The organism is Nostoc sp. C117, assembly GCF_043099735.1.
Lineage (GTDB): Bacteria > Cyanobacteriota > Cyanobacteriia > Cyanobacteriales > Nostocaceae > Nostoc.
Window position 1 is genome coordinate 7,773,335 of record NZ_CP170991.1, and the last position, 24,748, is coordinate 7,798,082.

At 39.1% G+C, this 24,748-nt stretch carries 27 protein-coding genes and 2 pseudogenes; 18 read left to right on the forward strand and 11 right to left on the reverse strand.

The window, feature by feature from the left end:
• Positions 1-6: 6 nt before the first annotated feature.
• On the forward strand, positions 7-558 hold the full coding sequence (locus ACFG4S_RS33235; RefSeq protein WP_392533096.1) for a hypothetical protein: 552 nt from the start codon (positions 7-9) through the stop codon (positions 556-558).
• A gap of 73 nt (positions 559-631) precedes the next feature.
• On the opposite strand, the gene ACFG4S_RS33240 is transcribed toward ACFG4S_RS33235, so the two are convergent.
• Positions 632-865 carry a hypothetical protein gene (locus ACFG4S_RS33240; protein WP_392533097.1) on the reverse strand — a complete coding sequence of 78 codons (234 nt, stop codon included), beginning with the start codon at positions 863-865 and terminating at the stop codon, positions 632-634.
• A gap of 402 nt (positions 866-1,267) precedes the next feature.
• Between ACFG4S_RS33240 and ACFG4S_RS33245 the strand changes: the two genes are divergently transcribed.
• The 5 genes and pseudogenes from ACFG4S_RS33245 to ACFG4S_RS33265 form a co-directional block, all read left to right on the forward strand.
• A complete protein-coding gene (locus tag ACFG4S_RS33245) occupies positions 1,268-2,248 on the forward strand; it encodes an aldo/keto reductase (protein WP_392533098.1) in 981 nt (326 codons plus the stop codon).
• 154 nt (positions 2,249-2,402) lie between these two features.
• Positions 2,403-3,776 (forward strand): DUF2252 domain-containing protein, encoded by a 1,374-nt coding sequence (locus ACFG4S_RS33250; RefSeq protein WP_392533099.1) that lies wholly within the window; start codon positions 2,403-2,405, stop codon positions 3,774-3,776.
• A 187-nt stretch (positions 3,777-3,963) separates the two neighbouring features.
• Positions 3,964-4,818, forward strand: a complete 855-nt coding sequence (locus ACFG4S_RS33255; protein ID WP_392536141.1) for a sulfurtransferase — start codon at positions 3,964-3,966, stop codon at positions 4,816-4,818.
• Between the two features lie 350 nt (positions 4,819-5,168).
• The gene (locus tag ACFG4S_RS33260; RefSeq protein WP_392533100.1) at positions 5,169-5,657 is read left to right on the forward strand and encodes a DUF1499 domain-containing protein; all 489 of its coding nucleotides are present in this window, start codon (positions 5,169-5,171) and stop codon (positions 5,655-5,657) included.
• 117 nt (positions 5,658-5,774) lie between these two features.
• Positions 5,775-5,934: pseudogene (locus ACFG4S_RS33265) on the forward strand (Uma2 family endonuclease); the annotation flags it as partial.
• Between the two features lie 195 nt (positions 5,935-6,129).
• On the opposite strand, the gene ACFG4S_RS33270 reads toward ACFG4S_RS33265, so the two are convergent.
• Positions 6,130-6,552, reverse strand: a complete 423-nt coding sequence (locus ACFG4S_RS33270) for a hypothetical protein (protein ID WP_392533101.1) — start codon at positions 6,550-6,552, stop codon at positions 6,130-6,132.
• Positions 6,553-6,723: 171 nt separating this feature from the next.
• Positions 6,724-7,605: a phosphodiester glycosidase family protein gene (locus ACFG4S_RS33275; protein WP_392533102.1), complete on the reverse strand. Its 882-nt coding sequence runs from the start codon at positions 7,603-7,605 to the stop codon at positions 6,724-6,726.
• A 278-nt stretch (positions 7,606-7,883) separates the two neighbouring features.
• On the opposite strand from ACFG4S_RS33275, the gene ACFG4S_RS33280 reads away from it, so the two are divergent.
• From ACFG4S_RS33280 to ACFG4S_RS33290, 3 genes are all read left to right on the forward strand, one after another.
• Positions 7,884-8,144, forward strand: coding sequence for a hypothetical protein (locus tag ACFG4S_RS33280; RefSeq protein WP_392533103.1), 261 nt, complete (start codon positions 7,884-7,886; stop codon positions 8,142-8,144).
• A gap of 231 nt (positions 8,145-8,375) precedes the next feature.
• Positions 8,376-9,704: an IS701 family transposase gene (locus ACFG4S_RS33285; RefSeq protein WP_392530294.1), complete on the forward strand. Its 1,329-nt coding sequence runs from the start codon at positions 8,376-8,378 to the stop codon at positions 9,702-9,704.
• Between the two features lie 91 nt (positions 9,705-9,795).
• A complete protein-coding gene (locus ACFG4S_RS33290) occupies positions 9,796-10,320 on the forward strand; it encodes a DUF2085 domain-containing protein (protein ID WP_392533104.1) in 525 nt (174 codons plus the stop codon).
• Positions 10,321-10,570: 250 nt separating this feature from the next.
• On the opposite strand, the gene ACFG4S_RS33295 is transcribed toward ACFG4S_RS33290, so the two are convergent.
• The 4 genes from ACFG4S_RS33295 to ACFG4S_RS33310 all read right to left on the reverse strand — a co-directional run bounded on the left by ACFG4S_RS33295 (position 10,571) and on the right by ACFG4S_RS33310 (position 13,411).
• Positions 10,571-10,786: an NAD(P)H-quinone oxidoreductase subunit O gene (locus tag ACFG4S_RS33295; RefSeq protein WP_392533105.1), complete on the reverse strand. Its 216-nt coding sequence runs from the start codon at positions 10,784-10,786 to the stop codon at positions 10,571-10,573.
• Between the two features lie 332 nt (positions 10,787-11,118).
• Complete coding sequence (locus tag ACFG4S_RS33300) at positions 11,119-11,997, reverse strand: DNA-formamidopyrimidine glycosylase (protein ID WP_392533106.1); 879 nt, start codon at positions 11,995-11,997, stop codon at positions 11,119-11,121.
• Positions 11,998-12,279: 282 nt separating this feature from the next.
• On the reverse strand, positions 12,280-12,492 hold the full coding sequence (locus tag ACFG4S_RS33305) for a photosystem I reaction center subunit IV (RefSeq protein ID WP_392533107.1): 213 nt from the start codon (positions 12,490-12,492) through the stop codon (positions 12,280-12,282).
• Positions 12,493-12,820: 328 nt separating this feature from the next.
• Positions 12,821-13,411: a PAP/fibrillin family protein gene (locus ACFG4S_RS33310; protein ID WP_392533108.1), complete on the reverse strand. Its 591-nt coding sequence runs from the start codon at positions 13,409-13,411 to the stop codon at positions 12,821-12,823.
• A 242-nt stretch (positions 13,412-13,653) separates the two neighbouring features.
• On the opposite strand from ACFG4S_RS33310, the gene ACFG4S_RS33315 reads away from it, so the two are divergent.
• Both ACFG4S_RS33315 and mraY read left to right on the forward strand, forming a co-directional pair.
• Entirely contained in the window at positions 13,654-13,890 is a 237-nt protein-coding gene (locus tag ACFG4S_RS33315; protein ID WP_392533109.1) for a DUF3134 domain-containing protein, read from the forward strand.
• Positions 13,891-13,968: 78 nt separating this feature from the next.
• Positions 13,969-15,072 (forward strand): phospho-N-acetylmuramoyl-pentapeptide-transferase, encoded by a 1,104-nt coding sequence (gene mraY, locus ACFG4S_RS33320; RefSeq protein WP_392533110.1) that lies wholly within the window; start codon positions 13,969-13,971, stop codon positions 15,070-15,072.
• 200 nt (positions 15,073-15,272) lie between these two features.
• Here mraY and ACFG4S_RS33325 read toward each other — a convergent pair whose 3' ends face one another.
• Positions 15,273-15,656, reverse strand: coding sequence for a Fur family transcriptional regulator (locus ACFG4S_RS33325; protein WP_392533111.1), 384 nt, complete (start codon positions 15,654-15,656; stop codon positions 15,273-15,275).
• Between the two features lie 146 nt (positions 15,657-15,802).
• Between ACFG4S_RS33325 and purS the strand changes: the two genes are divergently transcribed.
• A complete protein-coding gene (gene purS / locus ACFG4S_RS33330) occupies positions 15,803-16,081 on the forward strand; it encodes a phosphoribosylformylglycinamidine synthase subunit PurS (RefSeq protein ID WP_392533112.1) in 279 nt (92 codons plus the stop codon).
• A 168-nt stretch (positions 16,082-16,249) separates the two neighbouring features.
• Positions 16,250-16,927: a phosphoribosylformylglycinamidine synthase subunit PurQ gene (purQ, locus tag ACFG4S_RS33335; RefSeq protein ID WP_392533113.1), complete on the forward strand. Its 678-nt coding sequence runs from the start codon at positions 16,250-16,252 to the stop codon at positions 16,925-16,927.
• A 226-nt stretch (positions 16,928-17,153) separates the two neighbouring features.
• Here the strand turns inward: purQ and ACFG4S_RS33340 are convergent, their stop codons facing one another.
• On the reverse strand, positions 17,154-17,867 hold the full coding sequence (locus ACFG4S_RS33340) for a cupin domain-containing protein (protein ID WP_392533114.1): 714 nt from the start codon (positions 17,865-17,867) through the stop codon (positions 17,154-17,156).
• A 326-nt stretch (positions 17,868-18,193) separates the two neighbouring features.
• The gene (locus ACFG4S_RS33345; protein ID WP_392533115.1) at positions 18,194-20,536 is read right to left on the reverse strand and encodes an NACHT domain-containing protein; all 2,343 of its coding nucleotides are present in this window, start codon (positions 20,534-20,536) and stop codon (positions 18,194-18,196) included.
• Positions 20,537-20,754: 218 nt separating this feature from the next.
• Here ACFG4S_RS33345 and ACFG4S_RS33350 point away from each other — a divergent pair, with 218 nt between their 5' ends.
• The 5 genes and pseudogenes from ACFG4S_RS33350 (at position 20,755) to ACFG4S_RS33370 (ending at position 22,399) form a co-directional block, all read left to right on the forward strand.
• Positions 20,755-21,096, forward strand: coding sequence for a hypothetical protein (locus ACFG4S_RS33350; RefSeq protein WP_392533116.1), 342 nt, complete (start codon positions 20,755-20,757; stop codon positions 21,094-21,096).
• A 256-nt stretch (positions 21,097-21,352) separates the two neighbouring features.
• Positions 21,353-21,592 (forward strand): hypothetical protein, encoded by a 240-nt coding sequence (locus ACFG4S_RS33355; RefSeq protein WP_392533117.1) that lies wholly within the window; start codon positions 21,353-21,355, stop codon positions 21,590-21,592.
• A 295-nt stretch (positions 21,593-21,887) separates the two neighbouring features.
• The gene (locus tag ACFG4S_RS33360; protein ID WP_392536142.1) at positions 21,888-21,977 is read left to right on the forward strand and encodes a hypothetical protein; all 90 of its coding nucleotides are present in this window, start codon (positions 21,888-21,890) and stop codon (positions 21,975-21,977) included.
• Between the two features lie 2 nt (positions 21,978-21,979).
• A pseudogene (locus ACFG4S_RS33365) lies at positions 21,980-22,105 on the forward strand (pentapeptide repeat-containing protein); the annotation flags it as partial.
• A 3-nt stretch (positions 22,106-22,108) separates the two neighbouring features.
• The gene (locus tag ACFG4S_RS33370) at positions 22,109-22,399 is read left to right on the forward strand and encodes a hypothetical protein (RefSeq protein ID WP_392533118.1); all 291 of its coding nucleotides are present in this window, start codon (positions 22,109-22,111) and stop codon (positions 22,397-22,399) included.
• A gap of 140 nt (positions 22,400-22,539) precedes the next feature.
• Here the strand turns inward: ACFG4S_RS33370 and ACFG4S_RS33375 are convergent, their stop codons facing one another.
• Positions 22,540-24,420, reverse strand: a complete 1,881-nt coding sequence (locus tag ACFG4S_RS33375) for an ABC transporter ATP-binding protein (protein WP_392533119.1) — start codon at positions 24,418-24,420, stop codon at positions 22,540-22,542.
• Positions 24,421-24,748: the final 328 nt, after the last annotated feature.

A 24,748-nucleotide genomic window follows, 5' to 3' on the forward strand; every position in this document is an offset into this window, starting at 1 on the left:
TTTAGTATGAATCAAAGTTTAGCAGCCACACTAGGCGAATTACAAGCTCAAATTTATTGGTTACATGATGCGGAAAAGTTTACAGAATTGGCATCATCAACAGCTACCATATATATGAAACTTGGTTATACTCAACACCAAGCAGAAACAGCAGGTAACTTAATTAGTCAGGCTTATCAATTAGCTGATTATGCTGATAATGCCAAGAAAGCAAGTCATCGCGATCGGGAAATGGATTTTTATCATCAAGCTAAAGATAAATTAACTGAAGCTGAAACTGTATTAAATTATAAAAATACTATTGCCATACATCAAATGCAATGGTGGATGTATTTTCGCCACAAACAAAAAATACAAGTCTTGCTACATTTATTTTTACAAAATTTAAAAGCAGTGGGATTAATTAACTTACTTACTGCGATTAAACTTACCTATTTCCTAATGGAGATAGGCAGGGTTCACAAATTACGTGACATAGAAATCACAAAACAGAATGCTATACAATATTGGGCTGAATTATTGAAAATAAAACCGCCACAATATCCTTATCTTGGTTAAATTAGCCTATTTTTATTTATGGGAATTCCCTTACGCCCTCAGCAAGATAGCATAGCTATCTTATAAATTTTATTTATGAATTAGATGATGTAGATGATTTCTCTGGCTTAGCTTTTTTGATTAATTCCATGTAGACATTAACCTCATTCACTTCTAAATCATGTTCCACTCTAGTTACTTTCCATTTCTCCTTTTTTAGGTAAACTTCCTCTCCTGTTCTAGGAACAAATTGTAGATCGTGGAACTTTTTGAGAAAATCTTTTTGATTTTCTTCCCATAAGATTACTTTCGCTACTTCTTTACTCATTGGTTCTCCTTTTGGATTAGTAAATTTAAGCCAGAATTTGATGACATACATGCAGTGAGTTTATCTTACTAATTTAATTCAATAGCTTAGTTAAAACAATATTATTTTTTAACACTCATTGACTCTGTATGTTATTCATTCTAAATACACAGTAAAGATTCACAAGTTTTTATACTAAAAAAGGTTTGTAGTGAGGGCTTAGACCCTTACAAAAGAACTGAATCTATGATTACGAGCTAATTTGATTAATTTTCTTGCGTTGTGTAATATAGTTTGATTTAAATCTTTTAACCTACTGATATCAAAAAGTACTCCTAATAATAGATGACTTAGTGAGAGGGAAAGGGATAATGCTGAAAGACCTAATTTTCTCTGACCAATTACTGACTAGGAGATTATTTTATGAGAACCAGAAAGCTAGGCAAACAAGGGTTAGAGGTTTCAAATATCGGACTTGGTTGCATGGGAATGTCTGAGTTCTATAGTGGTCGTGATGAAGATGAGGCGATCGCCACAATTCATCGAGCATTAGAACTTGGGGTAAATTTCCTGGATACTGCTGATATGTACGGGCCGTTTACCAACGAGCAACTAGTAGGCAAAGCAATTAAAGATCGCCGAGATAAAGTAGTTTTAGCAACTAAATTTGGCAATGTCCGCACCGAAGATGGTGGTTTTAAAGGAGTTAGCGGTAAACCAGAATATGTCCAAACAGCTTGCGAAGCCTCGCTAAAACGTTTGGGAGTTGAAGTGATTGACCTCTATTATCAACATCGGGTAGATCCAACCGTCCCCATTGAAGATACAGTAGGCGCAATGGCAGAGTTAGTCAAGCAAGGAAAAGTTCGTTATTTGGGGCTTTCGGAAGCTGCACCAGCGACGATTCGCCGAGCTGTAGCAGTTCACCCCATTAGTGCCCTGCAAACAGAATACTCTCTTTGGAGTCGAGAACCAGAAGATGAAATTTTACCGACTGTGCGGGAATTAGGAATTGGGTTTGTTCCTTATAGTCCATTAGGAAGAGGGTTTTTATCAGGTGCGATCGCCAGTCCGGAAGATTTGGCACCTGATGACTATCGCCGAAATTCTCCCCGCTTTCAAGGTGAGAATTTTTATAAAAACCTGCAATTAGTAGAGCAAGTGAAGGCGATCGCCACCGAAAAAGGTGTAACTTCTAGTCAGCTTGCCCTAGCATGGCTTTTGGCTCAAGGAGAAGATATTGTGCCAATTCCCGGTACAAAACGCCGTACTTACTTAGAGGAGAATATTGCAGCTACGGAAATTAGCCTGACTGAGCAAGATTTGAATCGACTGGAAGCAGTTGCACCCAAAAATGTCGCAGCTGGCGATCGCTACCCTGACATGAGTACTGTTAACCGTTGATTAATCTGAGTACTAGAGTCATGAATAGTTATTACATTGTGCTTTAAATCACTTACTAAGCAATGACTCAAGGTGGTAAAAGGATTGTTGTTGGATGATTGTCCCTAGACAACAGTCCAGCAAGAGTTAATTTTTTACCACCTAAGAGACTTTCATGCTAAAAAAGATATCTGCAATTGTCACCATCTTTATCTTAATTTTGGGGTTTGCATCTACATCTCAAGCTGCAACTCCCCGTTCTAGTTGGGTGGAAAATGAAATTTACCAATACAACCATCCCTTTGCTTCTCAATTGCCCCAAGAACTGGCAACGAAAATGCAAAAGATGACAGCTAGCCCCTTCGCCTTCTATCGGGGGACGGCTCACATTTTCTATCGTGATATGCAAACTTTACCAGGTTCAGCATTTGTCAATTCTGCGACATCAGCGATTTGGTTAGAGGGAGATATGCATATGCAAAATCTGGGGGGAATGAGGGATAACAACGGTAACAACGTTTTTGATACCACTGATTTTGATGAAGGTTATCTTGGTCTCTACGTTTGGGATTTGCGACGGATGGCAGTTTCTATTCTCTTAGCAGCTAAAGAGAATGGTCTTAGTTCCAGTGATGCTCAAGATGTTGTGCGGAATTTCCTGGACACTTATCTCAACAAAATGAGCGACTTTAAAGGGACTAATGACGAGCTATCATATCGTTTAGAAGAGAGCAATACCAACGGTGTCGTTAAGGATTTGATTCAAGAAGCAACAGGTAAGAATCGGTCTAGTTTGCTAAATAAATATACGACGCTAAATAGCAGTGGCAATCGAGTTTTTCAGACAACCGCTGAACTCCAGGCTGTATCTAGCGGCACCTACTCAGATATTGCAGGGGCTATAAGTAGCTATATCGCTTCAATTGCTAGCAGTAAGCGCTATAGCAATAGTTACTACACCCTCAAAGATATTCGTCTGAAATTAGGTTCTGGGACTGGTAGTCTTGGTAAATATCGGTATTACTTGCTGATTGAAGGACCAAGTTCCGCGACTGATGACGATCGCATTTTGGAGATGAAGCAGGAAGGTAGTAGCGCTGTGGCGATCGCTGTTCCGGGTCTCTTGCCAAGTTCAGTCTACGGAAACAATGAAGGAGCAAGGGTGACAATCACCACGAAAGCGATGCTTTCTAATACAGATCCTTTGGTTGGCTACACTACTGTTAGTGGCATTCCCTTTATGTTACATGAAAAATCACCCTATCAAGTGGACTTTGATTATACCTTGCTAACCACTAAGTCAAAATTCATGGATGCAATGGGCTATGCAGGGAAAGTCGTTGCCAAGAACCATGCAATCTCTGATAAAGACTACGATCCTACAATTATTTCTTACAGCGTTGATAAAGAAGTGACTGATATTACCAGCGGTAATAAGGCTGTATTTAAAGATGAGATCGTTAACTTTGCTCTAGACTACGCAGCTCAAGTGGAGTACGACTACGCAAGTTTCAAAGACGCCTACAACCGAGGAGTGACACTCTACTAAACTCTACTGTTTGATTGCAATTGTTGCATCTGGGCTACGCCTACGCCCAAGATGCATCACCCTGGGGCGATCGCGATAAAAGTTCTCTGGTAACATTCAACATTGATTCTGGTGTGATTTGCATTCCAAAATGCAAATCTATCGAGGGGGATAATGCTTAATGGTACGAAAACAGAACCATGAAAGCGTGAATACAAAACTCCTCATTTCTCCTCAAGAACTCACGTCTCTGTTAGCAGAAAAGGCATCACATACTGTCATTATCGATACGCGAAGTCCCGCAGATTATGTTATTTCTCATATACCTCAATCCATAAATATTAGAGATTTTTTCACCTATCTTTTAGAGAATTCCTCCTCAGCAGAATTAAAGAAATTGCAAGAGTATTTTGCAGAAATTATGAGCAGGGTAGGAATATCTGGTGGAGAATGGCTAATTGTTTATGAGGATGCCTTAGATAAAGGCTATGGCCAATCTTGTCGAGCAAGTTTTTTACTGAAATATTTGGGTTGCGCTCAGGTATCTATCTTACATGGAGGATATACAGCATGGGTCAAGGCAGGATTATCTACTAGCGATGAAGTACCATTACCTGAAAGCAGAATATTTAGATTGCATCCCAACGCCCAGATGATGGTGACTACCGCCGAGATGTTGCAAGCAATTGACAATCCAGCAATTATTAAATTAGATGTGCGCGATCGCAACGAATGGTTAGGGTTAAGTTCTTCTCCCTACGCTGTTGATTTTTGTCCTCGCAAAGGTAGAATTCCTAACGCTGTATGGTTAGAATGGCATCGTTTGATGACATCTGATTCAGAAATCTCGATGTTCCGCTCAAAGGCAGAAATCTTAGAAATTTGTCAATCTGTAGGTATTACTTCTGACTCTATAGTGTACGTTTACTGTTTTAAAGGTTCTAGGGCGGCCAATACTCTAATTGCTCTGCAAATGGCAGGAATTGACGCCAGAAATTATTTTGGATCTTGGAATGAATGGTCTCGTGATTTTTCACTACCCATTGATAGCAAGATTTTGTGAAAAAGGCAGTCTCGGTGAAAAAATTTTCAGATTATTGTAAAGACGCAATTTATCGCGTCTCTTGCTTTAACCGAACCGTATTGAGGGTGTGACTGGATAGATGATACTCCAATACTTTTCGGTTAAGGGGGAAAGAGGAAAGGGAAAGGGTTTGAATTTCCCTTTCCCCATTACCCTTTAACCTTTCCCCAGACCAAAAGAGAGATTATTGGGTTTAACCGAAAAGTATTGGATGATACTCTGTAGAGCGAAACAAAAACTTGCAGCGATCGCCCAAAATGACCGAAAATCATTGAGTGCGAATTCAAATCTTCAGGAGTAAATTTATCATATCCCGTTTGCTAACAGCGATGCCTAAGTTGGGCTATGCCTACGCCCAAAGAGTATTGTGGAGTGTCACTTTTGCAATACTCTTCACTTTTATTTGTAGTTTAATATTTCCTGGAGCTAGTTGGGCTGCTTCTAGCTTGGGAGTTGATAATGGTCATCTTAGTTCTTGTCCGGCTTCAAACAACTGTGTTGTCAGTCAAAATGCAGATCCCAAACACGCTATTGATCCAATCGCTTATCATATAGACCGCGATTTAGCTAAAGAAACCGTACTCAAAGTTCTCGCTGTTGTTCCGCGTACAGAAGTCATAGAACAGACAGATAATTACATCCATGCTCTTTCTAAAAGCCGCATCTTTCAATTTGTTGATGATGTAGAGTTTTATTTTCCTACTAATGAGTCAGTCATTCATTTGCGATCGGCATCTCGCGTCGGTGAGTCGGATCTTGGTGTCAACCGCAGACGTATGGAACAAATTCGTTTGGCTCTGCGTGATTTAAATATTTGATTTTAGCGATTTGTGATTACTGATATGCGTCTAAATTAGAGAAACACTCTTTTAGAATAAAAGCAAACCCACAGTAATCAATTGTTATGACCCAAGCCTTACCAACAATAATAACCATTGGCGGCTCGGAAGTTTATTGGTAATCCTAAACAACCGACTATTTTAGTTTATCAGAGAATACTAAGTCAGTCAGTTTATGGGTAGCGACCGTATTATATCTCCTAGTTTCCCTGAGTTAATTTTGACAGCAGAACAAATTTTCAAAGCTGGTCAATAAATATTTACAGCGTTTCTCGCTTTAGCGAGGTACATCTCATTAAGTTCAGGGGCTAGAGACTTAGAGGTTAAAGGCTAGAGAGTGTACCTCATATAATCGGGAACTACTATAATTCACCATCTAAAGGATAATCAGCTATGCACAGTATTACAAGCGTGACAGATGAATAGATAGATTCATCACTAAAAAGTTTTATCAAGAGAACCGATACAAAACATTTCCATTTTCAGTCACTTCAAAAGAAGCATTGAGTTCCTTGGCTTTTTCATCTAAATATTGTTGAGCTTTCTGGGTTGATATCTCAGCATTTTTTGTCATTTGTAATACCGTTATCGTTCCAGCATTGTTCTCAATTAATTCTAAAAATACTAACTGAAGACGTTTTTGTTCTGATTCAACAAGTAATTCTTGTTCTTTTTTGTTCTGCTGCACTAAAGACCAACTCAACCAGCATCCTATGAGTGTTGAAGGGACAGTCAAAATAGTTAAAGCCGCTACATCATTTTCTTTGTCTTTAGTGGTAGTTTTGGGATTCATCAGTTCCAGCATTATCACAACAGTTAATGGAATACCAAAGAAGAGAAAACAGAATGCTAAAACTTTTTTAACTAGTTTCATATAATCCTGAATCAGTTACTAATAAATATTCAATTCTTTAACTAATCAAAACTATTTTACTCGGTCATCTTTATCAATATTCTCCATTACAAGTTATGACTACTTCGAGTAGAGAAATTTAAAAAGAATATTTATATTATATGACGTATAATATAATACGTATCGTTAATTTTACTGAACCAGTAAAACTGATTTTACACGTCGCTTGATGGGATTGCCGTTTAAATCAACCTTTCCGTAAAAGGTTTTACCCTTGTAGTACAGCGAAGATGAACTACCTCCATCTAAATTCATCGCTTTCTCGACACCAAGGGTTTTCATCAAATCTGCCAGCACTGGTAAGGATATACCAGAGTTAGCGCCAAGTGAAGGTTTTTGAGCCACCATGACTAAAACAATATTGCCATCACGAGTAATTCCTATGGCAGTTCTAGCATTGGGTTGGTTGCTACCAAGTGCATCTCGTTTATTGGCATTATCCACAAAACCTTCTTTTACTAAGGTGAGTTCTGGTAATAGCTTGGGTCCGGCACCTATGGCATCGACTAACTGACAAGCTGCTGGCGGTGAGTCATTGTGCAAAGCAATATCATATCTGACAGTTTGCCCACATTGATAGCGGCGAAATTCTGTGCGATTGAAAATTTGATTCAGGTAGGGCTTTAAGTTGGGATTGTTTACTAAGCGATCGTTTTCCTTGGGATCGGCTACTAACTGACCTTGTATGACGACATAGGATGTAGATTTTTGATTGGCTGGGTCAAAAAAGCCTGCATTGAAAATAGCGATCGCTCGATGTTTCTGGGCAAATTCTTCTACAGTATCTACTTTCTGTGATAACGCAGGAGTTACGAAAAATTGGTTATTAGCTGGAATGAACAGGATGTTAGCTATACCTTGCGACAAAGTACGCTGTTCATAGCGCATAGGTTTTGGTGGTGAAGCTGCAACTGTTACTACAGTTGGGATTGACGGTGGAAAGGAACGCATACTCAACCACAACACTATCCCCAAACTAACTAATGTCAAACCTAGTAGCCAAATTTTCCTCACTTTTTACTCCCAAACTTATAGATACGATATGAGGACTCAAGAAACGCTTAATTGCTGTATACTTAGTTTTGTGTTCCCTTTTAATATCAGGTATAATACTTACCCAAATAATAGCTAAAACCCTGATTTTCTGGTATTAGCAATTCATGAATTGCCACTATGGCATGTAGTTTTGCGTAAGTCCTAAGTTAGTAAGGTGTCAGATATCTAACTTGAACATCATTTCGTAAACGCTATTGAGTATCATTGGTAAAAAATCACTTATTGGGGGTGAAGTAATGGACGAACCTAATATTGACGACAAAGAAAAATTTCTTTTACCTCGCAGTCGATACTATGGTCACGTAAAACCAGAGAATTTAGTATTTAATGTCAATCTTCAAGAATTTGCTCAAAAAGTTGGCTACATTACCAGTTTAGAAACCAATGGCAAGCTTAACCCAGAAGATGCTTACAATCAGATTAAGGAACTTTGGAAACAGTTAAAATCTAGTAAAAAAGGATTGTCCATTGGTAAAGAACCACCTGAGAAACCCTGAACTTACTCTAATAACCATCCCAGCTCAATGGCAATTGGATTTGAAAATTTACGCCTGAGCTTAAGCTGAGAGTAGGAACTACTAAATCAGGCTTTTTAAGTTGTACAGAGTTTTCTCAAAAATAAAATAGGAGTCTTGTATTATAAACACGTAAGTATCCCTCTTCTGTCACTTTCCGGTTATTCTAAATAAAAGAATAAAAAAAGAAAACCCTGAAAGGTAAGTAGGGCAATGGATGTAGAATTACAAATTTTGAAACATTTGGCAAGAGATGCTCACCCAACAGTTGCGACCATAGATGAATATTGTGCAGAGTATAAAGACCTGTTTAAAGAAGTAAGAAATTATGAATGCTTCAAATATTTACATCTGGGAATAATGTCACAAATTAAAAGAAAATCATTACCAGAGATAGCGAAAGTCGTAAGTATAAACTCCGCACAGTCATTACATCATTTTTTAGCTAATTCAGACTGGTCAGTAGATAAATTAAAACAACTAAGATTAAATAAACTTAAAAAAGCACTAAATGGAAATGCGATTACAGTAGTAATAGATGAAACCGGAGATAGAAAAAAAGGTAAAAAGACTGATTATGTAGCCAGGCAATATCTAGGAAGTGTAGGAAAAGTCGATAATGGAATAGTTTCAGTCAATGCCTATGGAGTTTATTCTAATATAACGTTTCCATTAACTGTAAAAGTATTCAAACCCAAAGGAACGTTAAAAGAGGAGGATAAATATAAAACTAAAATAGAGTTAGCGTCAGACATCATTACAGAATTAATTGAATCAGGTTTTAACATTAAACTGGTACTGGCAGATAGTTTATATGGTGAAAGTAGCCAATTTATTAGAAAAGTAGCTGAATATAAATTAGATTATGTCGTAGCAATAAGAAGTAATCATGGAGTCTGGTTGCCAGCAGGACAAAGCGTTAGGGCTAATAAGTGGTGTAAATTTGAAAGAACATTTAGCAATCAAAAATCAGAAACCCGATACATTAGGGAAATAATTTATGGTAAAAAAAGAGCCATAACTTACTGGGAAATAACTACTGACCCAGAAACCATGCCAGAAAATTCTACAACATTTGTGATGACAAATCTTCAAGGAAAACTCAAAAAAACTTTAGGCGATTTATATGGATTAAGAACCTGGGTAGAATATGGATTTCGACAGTGTAAACAGGAACTCGGCTGGACAGATTATCGGTTCACAAATTTTCAACATATAGAAAGGTGGTGGGAAATTATTTTTTGTGTGTACACAATGATTAGTTTAAATTCTCCAGCCTTCTTAAGCTTAAATAAATCTCGTCAAATTGAAGCTGAGGTTCAAAAAAATAGTGATGTTGATTTTTCTAATCATCAACAATGGAACCATGAATGCGGATGGAAAAATACTCTAAATAATCTGCGTCTCATTGCCCAACCACTCTTACTATTTTGGTTAATTTATCCCTGGATACATATTTTCCCAAATTCTAAATTATTGCTGGGATTCAATCAATTAATTAGTGCAATGAATCAATTTAAAACCTGTTATGCTTCTGGATAATTTCACTTTGTTACTACTTGCTTATCTCGGAGAGTGACAGAAGAGGGGTATATTAAAAAATACGGGAAGACAAAATAGAAAAGTACATTTTATGCAAAAAATTATTTCTCACACACAGTTACAATCTTCCCAAAATCTCAATTGGATTAGTTTGATTGCTGACATTATGCTAGCAGGAATGGTTGTCGGTCCTGTAACTGCCCCCTTTTTGGCTGCGTCTGGGATGTCTTTGCTGGGAGGGATTGCCAACATCATTTATTTCATGGGTAATCATGTCTGTCCGCAACCGACTATGGGGTTAGATTTGGCGTCCCCATTTATTATGGCTGTGTGTATGCGTTGCTATGGTACTGTCACGGGTTTGCTGATTACTCGTCTGTTGTATGGGGTAACGAATGGTAAAGGTTTTTACTGGTTAAGCCAGTATGGCTGGAGTGGTGCAGCGTTAACTAGCGTGTTAATGATGGCTTATCCATTGGAATTAGCAGCACAGGTTTTCGGTTTGTGGAGTTTTAATAATTATGTAGTTACGCCCTTTGGGTTGATTACGGGTTTGGCGTGGGGATTATTTACTATGCCAATTTTGCATAGGTGGCAAGTTGCTAAAACCATCTGAGATAGATTTTAGAGATGTAAAGCGATCGCCTGTCTTCGCCACAATGATTAATAATTTAAGTGGAAGTACGGTTTTTTTCAACCAAAATCACAATCCAGGAGGCAGAATCAATGCTAAATTCTGCCTTCTGCCGACGTTCTCTACAAGACGCTGCGCTTAGCTTGCTTCCCCTGCAAGAATCTGTATCAATCTTAAAGTGAAACGGTATAAGAGTACGTGGAATCTCTAACGCTGTGTCATCCTACCTCCTTCATTTAAACTCTTCGAGTTGATCTACACGTAACCAAATATTTGGTGTTGGCACTTTCCCGAACTTAACAAGTGCATAATCACCTTTGAGATCTACAATTTCGCCTTTAGAGTCAAATAAATAGGAAGGAAAGCGATTATCACTGGCTTTTGCTTCCAGACTGTTTTCCAGTTTCTCGCGGACAGCGCGAACCATATCTCCTTTTTTGACTGCCATCAATTCCCCCCTCAAATTTGTAACTTGTTTCATCTGCATTGTAAGTGAGTTACAACTCACAACTCACAAGTTAGGTCTAAAAACTCCAAACTCCCTATTCTCAGTAGGAGTTTAACATTCTTAAACCATTACTTCCCATAACCTTTGACCAAATTAATTACTCATTCGTAATTTAGGAGGGTACAGCCCTTTTTTCCAAAATATCCAATTTGGTGGTGCTTTTAGGTTAAGGGTATAAGCTCCAAATGCAACTAGAAATTACGAACTTATACTGAGTTTCGACTACGCTCAACTACCGCGTAGCCGTTGGCGCAGCCTCTCGTAGAGAAGTATTACGAATTATTCTGACACTGGGGACAAAAGTGACTCGATCGCCCACCTAGTTTAATCCGCATGATTGTTGTACCACAAACTCTACACGGTTCTCCAGCACGGTTGTAAACCAAGGCAAGACCCCCATAGTTACCGTTAATACCTTTAACATTCAAAAAATTACTAAAAGTAGTACCACCAGCCTCAATGCTGGTTTCTAATACTTGAATTATTGCTGTTCGCAAACGCTCAATTTGCTTTAGGTGCAAATTCGTACACAAGGTTTCAGGTAAAATTCCACTCTTGAATAGCGCTTCATCAGCATAGATATTACCTAATCCCGCCACCACAGACTGATCCAGTAGCGCAGTCTTAATCGGACGGCGGCGGTTTTGGAGTTTGCTTGCGAGATACTCGATGGTGAATTCCGGTGAAAATGGGTCGGCTGCTAATTTTGCCAAACCCGTTATGATACTTTCGACAGCAACACCAGGCGGAACCCACCACATTTTACCGAAGGTACGCTGATCGACAAAGCGTAATTCCTGGCGATCCCCAAAGAATAATCTGACTCGCGTGTGTTTGTGTAATGGTTCATCTTGATGTACCCACAGTAGTTGACCGGTCATTCGTAGATGAACCCCTAGCCAGCTGGTTGATGAAGAGGATGAGGAAGCCAGTTCAGCTAGGAGATATTTACCGCGACGATGCCAAGTGGCGATGGCTGCGCCAACCCCTCCGGGGTACGCATTATTCTTAATTCCATCAACAAACTCACCTACAGAAAACGGGTAGGCGATGGTGCGATTGAGCAACACATCTCCACCCGTAATTTCTTGGTTGAGGGTCAATTGATTTAGACCCGTTCGGACTGTTTCAACTTCAGGCAGTTCAGGCATTTAAGCTGATCGAGCAAGCAATTTTGATATATTTGCGGACTAACAAAAAAGAGATTGGGGTAGTTATGTAAACACACCTGGGTAACTTGCCGTACTACCAATGAGAAACCGTAGATCCCCGCAGGGCGGCTTCTCTTAGATTAAGGTAGGCTAGGATGAAGGATGAATGAACTGAAAGTTTCATACTAGCTTTCGGCAAGCCGTACAAACGGCTTTTACAGACTTCATGCTTGAGACTTCCCTTCCTCATCCCATCAAGCAATCGCCTTGTGGCTTTGGTACTTATTTTTTAGCCTTAGCCTTTGGTGCTTCCACTTCTAATAGTTCATCCTCGGCAAAGTTGTTGGTATTGATACCAGAGTAATTTACCTTTTCAAAACGGACAATTACTGGGTATTTAATGCCGCTTTGATCGACAGAAGCTACTGTTCCCACATCTTGAAACCAGTAGGATTCGGGGCGGAGAATACGTACTTTAGAACCACGTTGAGCCATGATTATTTTCCCTTTTAGTTATCAATCGCCAATCTAGAGGGCTAATTGATTTCACTCTACAACCTCAAGGACGCAGCAGGAGTCTTTGTTAAGTTATTTGTCTGAATTGGGGATTGGGGATTGGGGAGTAGGGACTGGGGAGTGGGGAATGGGGAATGGGGAATGGGGAATTGGTATTTAGTTATTCTTTCTCCCTCATCTCCCTCATCCCCCTCATCCCCACTCCCTACTCCCTACTCCCCCCAAACTTAAGAATGGTATCAGACCCTACTTGACAAGGTAAACGTTATAGCGTACCTTCGTTCGCAAATAGTATTTTTGCACAAGCTTATGTTTTACTCAATACGAACACACTTCCCTCATTACCTCTGCCGATCCGCAGATCTTCATCTATATAAGTAATATCTAACCAGCCTTGCTGTCTATTATTGTTATTGTTTATGGCAACATCAATCCCCGGAAATTTTCTACCTGCTTCAATTTGTTGGATAAAAGTTACCGGAGAATTGTATTCTATTAAACGTTGTAAGCCGATAATAGACCGCTCAAATTTTACTTGGACACGCCGCTCGGAAACTGGCTCAAATTTTGCAGCAACGCTGACTAATCCTTCTAGATAGGGTAAGCCAAGAATCTCTGCTATGTTGTAAACGCTGGTAGTTTCTACCCGAATACACTGATAAATTTGACCGAGTTTGCACAAAGGTAGACGATCTAAGTTTAAAAGGGCCTTGCTAGTGGTGTATAGTAATCGCCAATTGCCATCAAGCAAGTTGTTAGCTTCTACCGGACGTGGTGTAGGATTAAAGTCTTCTAAGTTGGCGATCGCTGCCAAGATATCCTGTTTCTGTAGTTCGGTCGCCAAAAGACCGCGATTTGTACCAGCGATCGCATTTATCAGAGCCGCTTTTCCTATCATCGCCTGTCACCTCAAAAATCAGTCACTTTCCATCAGCATAAACAAGTTATTCATCACCTATGTGTAAACCCCAAAAAATTACTAATAATCGCTTCAGCTAAGCGATATGCCTATCAAATAAAAAATTTCTATCGGAATGCGGATTTATCAACCAAAGGGTTGAAAAGATAACTAAATTAATCCGTGTCAAGTGATAGACTCTAAATGTCAACTTACGTAAACCTTTTCTTGTCTTCCTCGATATGTTGAACTCTCCATTACGTGAAAACCCCCGTAACCAACGAGCCGATGTAATCCCCTTAAAGCAAGAATCTTCACTCATTGATTGGTTACAAACTAACGGTCGTCTGATCGCGCGTAATGTTCATGAACCGGATTTTCAAAATGACGAAGAAGAAATAGAGTCACTAATGGGTGTAGAAGATGGAATTGGCTACGACCTTGATGATGACGACGATATAGAAATCGCTGAAGATTAGTCTTTTAGTTTAGGAACTTGGTAATATGCCTAGTTCGTAGTATTCAGTTTTGTAAGTGTGGAGTGAAGGGAAACTTCTGTGGACGCTAAATTATCTCCTGAGCAAGGATTAAACATTTCTGGAATCGCTCTAGCCTCTTTATTAGCCGTAGGACTGGGCACAACAGCATTTTTCTTGGATTCGATGGCGAATAGGTTTCCCTGGCAAGCTATGTCGCTAACCCTGCCACTATTATTGAGTGCGCTGGCTTCAGGTATTATGGGCTATTTGGTAATACCTCTATTACAAGCCCTGAAAACTGGACAAATAATCCGCGAAGATGGGCCTCAAGCTCATCTCAAAAAAGCAGGTACTCCAACAATGGGTGGTATATTTTTTGTACCTGTAGCTGTGCTACTTGCCTGTGTATTGTCTAACTTTGCTAGAGATGTACTGGCAGTTTCCCTATTAACTATCAGCTATGGATTAATTGGCTGGCTGGATGATTGGCAAATTCTCCGCCGCAAGTCAAATAAAGGTATATCCCCTAAGATGAAACTGGCTTTACAGGTGAGTTTCGCGGGAGTGTTTTGTCTATGGCTGATGTTTAATCAACCTTCTAATATTACAAATATAGCTTTGCCTTGGGTTAGCTTTACACTACCTTTAGGTTTTCTATTCTGGCCTCTGGCGGGTTTTGTGCTAGTTGCAGAAAGTAATGCTACTAATTTAACTGACGGTATTGATGGCTTAGCAGCAGGAACAGTGGCGATCGCTCTTTTAGCATTAGCCGCCGTAATCGCACCAACAGCACCAGGTTTGATGATTTTCTGTGCTGCTTTAAGTGGCGGTTGCTTAGGTTTCTTAGCTCATAACCGCAACCCAGCCCGCGTTTTTATGGGAGACACTGGTTCCCTCGCACTAGGAGGAGCTTTAGCGGCTGTGGCGCTATTGACAAACACCTTAGTCGCACTGTTCATTCTCAGCGGTATCTTCTTCGTAGAAACTCTGTCTGTGATGGCGCAGGTAAGTTATTACAAAGCCACCAAGGGTCCTGATGGTAAAGGTAAGCGTCTCTTCAAAATGGCACCTCTACACCATCATCTAGAATTAACTGGCTGGTCAGAATTGCAAGTGGTGGGAGTGTTTTATATCATCGCTGCTATTTTAGCTGCTGTTTGTTTAGCGATCGCTCCATTCTGAAATTTTCTGAATGTTTTAAAAAACTAGTTTAAGACCAACTAACAACCCCCGCATCTACGGGGGTTATTTTTTATCTCAAAAAACGCAAACCTTTTTTACCAAGCTGAGTGTTAAGTGAATTAAGAAGTACTCACTACTTATCTACTTGGGTTTTAGCCCCGCCCTTTGTCGGAGTTTTTCAACTCATCACTCAGCACTCTTCATAAAGTCTGACATTGGCTACACAACCCAAAAAACTCTAGGGTATGGTAAAAAATTTTAAACTGATGGCTGCCTTCTAACTGGTCTTCTAGATTATGGACAGGGCATTGATTAATCTGAATTGAGACACCGCATTGCAAACAGGTCAGGTGGTGTTTGTCTTGCTGCGCTAGGCTATAGAGGGCTTCACCGTTAGCTAAATTCCGCACTTGTACCATACCTTCGAGTTTTAAGGCTTCTAAGGAACGGTAAACTGTTGCTAAACCCATACCTTGATTGCTATTACGTAGTTCTACGTAAATATCTTGGGCAGAAATGCCTTTTTTGATAGTTTTTAGCAGGTTCAGAATACGGTCTTGACTGCGGGTACGTATAGCTCTCATAGACAATTATTTAAATATGCCACTGTAAATTGAAGCTGTTGGACTAGCTAATTAATAAATTAACTCTAACGGCTTCATAATCTTATTCTCACTCAGTTGGAACAGAAAGTTATAGTATAGCGATCGCAGCATTCAGCAAAAAGCCCGTGCAAAGGAAGTATCTAGCTAAAATTCTCGTAACACTTCGTCCTTCAGTCTTAGACCCTGCTGGTGTGGCTGTACAATCCGGTCTTCAGCAGCTGGGATACGATAAGGTTGAACAAGTGCGGATTGGTAAGTACATTGAACTAACCATCACCTCCCCTGATGAAAAGAAAGCGCGTCAAGACCTCAATAACATCTGCGATCAAATGCTCGCAAATCCCGTGATTGAAAATTATCGCTTTGAGTTGATTGAAGTCGAATCACAAACGGGGGTATTTTAGGGAGTGTTTACTGTTGACTGTGGTCACTGAGCGAAGTCGAAATGTTCACTGTTGATTGTTCACTATTGATTGGGGAGTCAGAGAGAAATAAACAATGTTCATGCCCCATTCCCTATTCCCCATACTTCGACTTCGCTCAGTACAAGTTCCCCATTCCCCATTCCCCAAATGACAAAATTCGGTGTTGTTGTTTTTCCGGGTTCTAATTGCGATCGCGATGTCGCTTATGTGACTAGAGACTTGCTCTTACAACCAACTCGCATGGTTTGGCATCAAGAAACAGACATTGCTGATTTGGATGTTGTGATTGTACCTGGTGGCTTTAGTTACGGCGATTATTTACGCTGTGGCGCGATCGCCCGGTTTTCACCTGTGATGCAGCAGGTGATTGAACATGCCCAAAAAGGTAAGTTTGTCCTCGGTATTTGTAATGGTTTTCAGGTATTAACTGAAGCTGGACTTTTGCCGGGAGTGTTAACCAGAAATCGGGATTTGCATTTTATTTGCGATCGCGTTTCTGTAAAAGTTGAGCGTACCAATCTACCTTGGACGCAAAATTATAGTGCTGGTGAAGTTATCACTTTGCCCATTGCCCACGGCGAAGGACGATTCTACGCTGACGCAGCCACTCTGGCAGAAATTGAAGATAACGGACAAGTCTTGTTCCGCTATGCAGGAGAGAATCCCAACGGTTCATTAAACAACATTGCCGGGATTTGCGATCGGCGAGGCAACGTGTTGGGAATGATGCCGCACCCAGAAAGGGCGTCTGACGCGACGCTGGGCAATAGCGATGGTTTACGGTTGTTTCAGGGATTGTTAGAGAAGGTAGCGGCGCTGGTTTAAAGTTAGTTTGCGCCTTCTTGGAGATTTTCAGTCTGGTTTGGCGGACTTTGTGAAAGTGCGGCGACTTCAGTACCTGTGGACTGAAGTCGCTATTTTACTTTTTGTGACTGTAAGAATTAGATGTGGTGGCTGATTGCTTTTGCTACTGGAGATGACAGCAACTTTTCGTCTCAAAATGAAATTAAAAATGTAACTATTAGCAGATGAAATAGCACAGTGATAAACCTCACTGCATCAAAGTTTTGGTTTGAATTTCTGGCAGATTTGAGGCACTAATACCCGAAACCATTGTACGTTTAAGCATTGGGTGATCGGTATGAGTAAATCCCGTGTCAGAGTCGGGATGAAAACAGACAACAGTTAATTTATCTTCCATTGTCCGAAACTTATGAAGGCTATTAGCAGGAATAAAAATAGTGACACCTGGCTGCAATGGAGTAGTACCACTAGGTGTTTCACATTCCCCACTGCCTTCGACTACAATAATTAGCCTGTAACTAGGATGAGTATGAGCAGTCTGATCTACACCTGGGGGAAAATAGAGAGCATTAAGGCAAGGATCTCCTTGCATAATTGGGGGAATTAGCACATTATCTGTGCCTCCATTTATGTAACCCAATCGGCCGATCAATTCAATTGCCCCTCCAATCAGAAATACCCCTTTAAAAGCTGGACAGGTAATCAAAAAACCCGATGAATCTTCACCACCAATCGAACCTTCTCCAGGCAAACTAAAGTACATACCAGGATAAAGTTTATAGTCCTGCAAACCGGCACTACGATGCAAAACAGGATGACCACTGTAAACGAAACCAAAATGAGTTCCCGTATCGGGAAGTTGAATAGACTCTCCGTTCCAAGCCATAAACAAATCTGGTGCTTGGTCGTTAAATTTGGCAAGAGTACCGTGAATTAACTGTTGATAGATTTGAACTGCCATAAGGAATTTACTTTACGCATTGCATTTGTTATTGTGATGTTAAAAATTTCGGGTAGAAAAATACCGAAACCTTTGTTGGAGAAGGGAAAAGTCAATCAGGTAAAAACGATTCCAATTTCCTTCAATTCAGTTATATCAAAAAAAACGATAAATACATGTAAAATACATTACATCTAACTTAAAATAATAATTTTTACAAAATCCTATTCGATATATCAAAGATACGATTAATTTAAATAAATTCCATGAATAATTTACTCAGTTACTAGAAATTAGTATGAATAGATGATTAAGATATATTTTTATCAATCTATCAAAGGCTAGGTCTATTCATGATGCAAGGCTGAATTATTATCAATAGGTAATAACAATGTATCTAAAATTTGTTTTCGAAGTTTGCGATCGATAATACAGTCAGTATTTAAACACTCTATTAAGAGGAGATTAGCTTCATAATACTTCTTCAACAAATTTTTTTCCTCATCATCAAATTGCCAATCATTACTCCCAATTTGACGAGTTTTCTTAGCTAAACTTCTAGATTTATCAGCTATAACTTTAAGCTTTTCTTCATCAAGTTCATCATTGTCAGGCGGAGCATCTTTTTGGTATAGCTTTTCTAAAATATTTTTGATTTCTGGTTGTAACTGGTTAGATTCCAGAGCATATTTAAGAGCAATATACACAGCTTCATTAGCTGAGGATACCTCACTAATTTTTCGCTCTCCCGGAGCCAATTTTTGATCGTATTTCTCAGCGATATGAATACCTTCTTCAAAATCGGTATTTTTCAAGACACGAGCAAAAAAGCTTCCACAAACTAAATAATTAGCTGAAGGGTCTAATAATAAACTAAGTCGCCGCTCTTGATCTATATCAAAATCAATATCAAAATAAAAAGCTCTGATAGCAGATAATTTAACTGAAGTCTGATGAATTAACGATTTTTGCTGTACATAACCAAGAAATTGTTGCAGTTTTTCGTTTTCTTCTAGAATTTTATCAATTTTATGTTTCATACTTTCTAAAAGTAATGAAGCATCTGGTTGAGCCATTTCTGCTGATAGAAGAAATATTTCTCGCCAGTAACGGTCACTCAAATTATTTACCAATTCTTGAAAAGCCTTGTTCTGTGGACGCTTTCTAATGTTAATTTCATGTGCAGTGAAATATTCATGAAAAGTTAGGTGAGAAAAAGAATAAATTCCTTTAGCTCTTTCTACTAAAAGTCCATGTTGTGCTTCAATTGCATGTAAAATTGCTTCACTATCTAACTCTAGAGCTTCTTGTTCTCGATCGGCATTACTGCGGAGATTTTGTATATATTCTTTGATATACTTTTTAGCTTCTTTTTGAGAAAAGAAAAATTCTTTTTCTTGGAAAGTTTTGAAAGCGATATAACTTAATAAATCCTTCTTTCTTTGAAGAGAGAGTTTTTGATAGACTTGCTCTCGCTGAATTCCTCGTTTAGCATCCCACTTACTCAGAAGAATTTCAATTCCTTCTGTGTATAATTCTGAACGATTATTAGGAGAGTGACATTTTTCCTCAAATACTAAACATATTAAAGTTAAGAGTAGAGGTGTTACTGCTAATTGAGATAAGCGATGATTGTTCTTGAGAGCTTTGACTACTTCTTCTGCTTTGATCAGGTTTTTGCTTTTGGTTTCAAACCATTGATAAATAAATATTTCAATTTGCTTTTCCTCGAAATCGGCTAGTTCAACTTCAGTAAACTTGTCTAATACATCATAAGAGTATTCTTTAGCTGCTATTCTACAAGTAATAATAAAATAATTATCATAATATATTCTAGACAAATTTCTAATTTCATTTAATACTCGTTCATAATGTTCATTTTTTACTTCATCTAATCCATCTAATAAAACTAAAAACGATTTACGCACGAAAAGTTCTTGAATTTGCTCAGCAGTGACTCCACATTCCGAAAAAACTTGTCCAATATATTCTAATAAAGGAGGTGAATTAAGGGATTCAGAAAAATATTTGAGGTTCAGAAAAATGGGAACCAAATTTGGCATAAATATTCCCTCGTTACATTGAAGAGCTAGATGTTTAAGAAAAGTTGTTTTTCCTGCCCCAGGTTTTCCTAAAACAATTAGCTTTTTATATTTTTTGACTGCACTTTCACCGGGAACTCGTTCTTCAGTTACTCTGCCTAATCCAAATCTTTCCAAATCTTCTAAATTAGATTCTGCAAGAAACTCTTTAATTGTTTTGCGTCTGTGAGCAGTAAGCTTCTCTAAAATATTTACATCCGTGTATATTTCATTGATTTGTACCGGTTGGGACATATCTAAAACGCGCATTGTCCCGCACCACTCTTGAATAACATCTTTTACTTTACTACGTACTTCTTCTACCAAAGGTGTTATTTCAAACTCGTCTTTATGGCTCGACTCAGTTAGGTCTTGATTAACCATTGCCTCTGAGATAGCAAGCGGATAACAGTCTTCATAACCCAAAGCCAATCCAATCTGGAAAAAGTTGTCTAATAAAATTGGTTTGCCGTTAAGTAAGGCACTGATTACTGAACGATGAAGTCCTAAGTTGTCGGCTAGCATCTTTTGGGTTAATCCCTGCTTAGTCAGCGCTTCTTTGAGAAGTTGGATTCCTTGTAACGAAGCTTGTAAAGTCGGTTTTGCCATAAATGTCTATATCGAAAGTTGTTTAGCCATCATATACTACAATAAACCGTCTTGTAAAAAACTTTAGACAGACATTGCTTGACATTTAAACCGACATGAAGATATCATTTGAGTCAATACCGAGAAGATACGGAAGCAAAGACAGGCGCAAGCACACTCAAGCTAGAGGAGGCTAAGGCTTTATGGACAGTGGGTCGATCGCGGAATTAATTAAAAATATGTCTAGGCCAGGTTGTCCCCTCAGTTGCACGTTAAGAACTGTAGAGGGAAATAATCTAGATTTGCTTGTCCCAAATGTCGGAAGCTTTAGTTTTTCTAAAAAACAGCTAAGAGACTTTGCGCTTGAGCATTGCCTACCAATATCACTTTTTGATTTGATGATTTTAGTTGAGAAGAAGGAGATTAGTTGTCCATCAATTTTTCTTCAAGCATCTCTCACTGCTTTGTCTTTAGGACATGGGTATGGTGTGATTAATCTGGAATATCCCGATGCAAGAGCATTCATTGCGACAGTTGGTCTTTCTTACCGAGTTTGTACCGGGACAAAGAAAAGTAGTTAGTTTGTTTCATCTAATTGGGATTAAAAAACAGTTGTTGAAACTAAATTGAATAATTAAAAACTTAATTTATTAGCAAGCTGGGAGGATTAGAACTTAATCACAAAAGCTGGTCTTAGTGAGATATCACTGACCAGCTTTTTTGTTTGAATTAGTAAACATCACAACTTGACATCGAATAACGAAGTTCAACGACTCTCGCTTGCTGAAGTCGAGGGTGCATTTATCCGAAAATTTCACTCTTAAAAAGGTAAAAACCATGAAAACTAAATTAAATGATGACTCTAATCTCTTATTCATTTGGGCTTGCAAGAGTCTGAAATATTTTCTGCTGACTCTGCTTGGTTTTGCGATCGCATTAGTCATATCTAGAGCATTGGGAGCTTCGACAATTGTTCAGATCCTTCTGTACCAAAGTGTCTGGGAATGGCTTTTACGGATTGCAGCGTTGATTTTTTGTTTCTTTGCGATCGCTATTATCTATGAGTCTTCTCGTTGATTTGCCCTTGTATGTAGGACTCATGTTTGATTTTTCCAAGATACATAGTGGCGTGGCAAGGCTAAATCGATTGATTAATGGATGAGAGTAAATAAGCAAAAGCTTTGATAATGCTTGGTTTAACGCCATTATTCTTTCCACTATTTCAGCCTTGCCACGCCACTATATGTACTATTTTACACACAACAAAAAGACTATGAATTCGATGTCAAATAGCTCTTCAAATAATGATTTCTCTCATCAAGATTTGAGTTGCTGCGATTTGAGCAACCAAAACTTTAGCCACTATCTCTTCATAGGCACTAAACTTAATGGCTCTAATTTGAGTCATTGTAATTTCAATGGTGCAATCTCAAGGATACACAACTATGTGGTGCTAACTTAACAGATGCTAGTTTGTGTGGGGCTAAATTGCATAATGCAAAGCTCAATGGGGCTAACTTGTTTCAAGCAAATCTGGCTGGTGCAAATTTAACGGGATCAGATTTACGGTGTTCTATTCTGAGAAAAGTCAAGTTGAGCAACACTATATTGAATGATGTGAAAGTCGAAAATGCAGTATTTGAAGGATGTGATGGACTAACTGAAGATATGAAACACCAACTGAAAATTAGAGGTGCAATTTTGAAAAATTCTGCATCCAAAGCCGAAAATATCAGATGGTATGTTCAGTATGTAGCTGTACCAATTTTGGTTGCTTTCATCAGTGGCGGTATTTTCTTAAAACCCCTAAAACCACAGAATATAACTCCTTTACCTGCAAACGCTACTAATCAAGAACTCTACAAACAAGGGACTTCAAAATAAAAATATCCCAATGTTAACAGTCAACAGTCAACACTTCGCTCCGTGACCCTAGTCAGCAAGTTTAAGCAGGATAATTTATTTCTTGGAGTTGCCTAAAGAGTTTATCCAATAATTAGATGTTAGGTTTTTGCTATTCTCATCTAAGTTCCTAACATCTGCAAGTTATGCAAAGTGGCATAAAGTCCACCTTGTTGTAGCAGTTGTTCGTGACTTCCTTGTTCGATTAGTTCGCCGCGCTTCAAAACAAAAATTCGGTCTACATTGCGAATTGTAGATAGGCGGTGAGCGATAATAATCGCGGTGCGTCTGCTTAAAAGCTGGTCTAATGCTTCTTGAATTAAAGCTTCTGTACCAACATCTAAACTAGCAGTGGCTTCATCTAGTACTAAAATTTGAGGATTACGAATAGCAGCGCGGGCAAAGGCTAAAAGTTGCTTTTGTCCACTAGAAATATTTGTCCCTCTTTCTCGAAGTTGAGTATCATACCCTTGGGGTAACTCTTCTATAAACTGGGCAATATTGGTTTTTTCTGCTGCTTGTTCGATCTGTTCAAAAGTATAGCCATCTCCTAAAGAAATGTTGCTTTTAACATCGCCAGCAAACAAAAAACCTTCTTGTAAAATTACTGCCATGTAACGCCGTAGTTCTGCTTGTGGTACATCTCGAATATCTACACCATCTATCAGAATGCGTCCTTGGGTGGGTTCGTAGAGGCGACACAAAAGGCGAATTATAGAGGTTTTACCCGCACCTGTAGGACCAACTAATGCCACTTTTTCACCAGGATGAATGGTGAAATCTAAGTCTTTAATTACATAATCATCATTTTTGTAGGCAAACCAGACACGATCGAAACGAATCTCTCCTAGTTCTGGTGGAGAAGTGATATCTGGAGATTCTAAATTTGCAACTATCTCGTCTATGTAGCCGAATTTAGCATCAAAAATTGAGTAGCGCACATTGGCGCGATCGCGGATTTCTATCGGTTCATCCAATATATCGCCGACGCGTTCAATGGCAGTGAAACCAGCTTGAATTACCGTAAATTTTTCGGCAAAATTCTTTAAAGGATCGAATAATCGCTGAGCATATAAGATAAATGTAGATAAATTACCAAAAGTTAGGGCTTTTCCTAACAGCATCCAACCACCCAAGCCCAAAACAGCAGCGATCGCTACCAATCCGATCCATTCTAAGGTTGCGGAAACAGCTGCATCATAAAAGATGTTTTTATCTACTTGCTGGGTGTAGCGGGTATTCGTGGCGCGAAATAATTCGGCATTAAATTTTTCTCGGCGGAACAACTGCACTACGTTGATGCCAACGACATTTTCTTGTAGCTGTGAATTCAGTATAGAAAGTTCTTCCCGACCTTTATAATTGGCTTTACGATACTGTTTCTGCAAGTAAACAATTACCCAGGTAACTGGTAACAGCATAAATAACAGCAAGCAAGCAAGTTCCCATTGGATAGAAAACATTAAAACTGCAATCACCAGCATGTAAAACAAATCGGAGACAATGCCGATCGCCCCAGTAGAAAAGACATCGCCTAAAACTTCCACATCGCTGGTAATTCTGGTAATTAATTTACCTACGGGTGTCCTGTCAAAAAAACGCACCGCTAAAGATGTTACATGATGGAATAAGTCTTGGCGAATTGCTGTGGTGATTTGTTGCCCTAACTTCTGTACTAGATAACCCTGGTAGCCTGTCAATAACAATCGAGTGACGATCGCAATCAGCAATAATCCTTCTAAGATATTTAGCCCTTGTGCTAAGGGGAGATTCCTCAGAAACTCGTAAGCACTTGCTTCCTTGCGAATCAGGGAAATCGCTTGTCCAATTAACAGGGGTTGTATGGCATTAGCGATCGCTAGCGGCACCAGTAGGGATATTGACAGAGCCAAAAGTCCTCTACTGCGACGCGCATAAGGCACTAGGCGCAAAAACAACCGCCAGTCATTTTCACTGCGACCGTGTTGCTTGTATGATTTTTTGAGAGATTGGTAGATGCTCATAATAAGAGCATTATATTAATGTTTCCAAAAAACACACTTTTTTTTGCAATCTTCAAAAAGTTACAAAGAAAGGCAGAGTGCAAAAGGCAGTCCCGATGAAAATAGCGATCTGCTGACTTGGAATATAGGTTTTTTGTCGGGTAGCACTGCTGTGCATAGGTATTAACTTAAGTTGAAAGCTATATGAGGTAGGTGTTTTACACATCACCTCACGCCCTCATCCTCTAACCCCTTCTCCCAAGGGAGAAGGGGAATTGAATCTCAGGCTCCCCTCTCCCAGGGGAGAGGGGCTGTGGGTGAGGGCAAAACGTTCTCACCAACAGGGTTT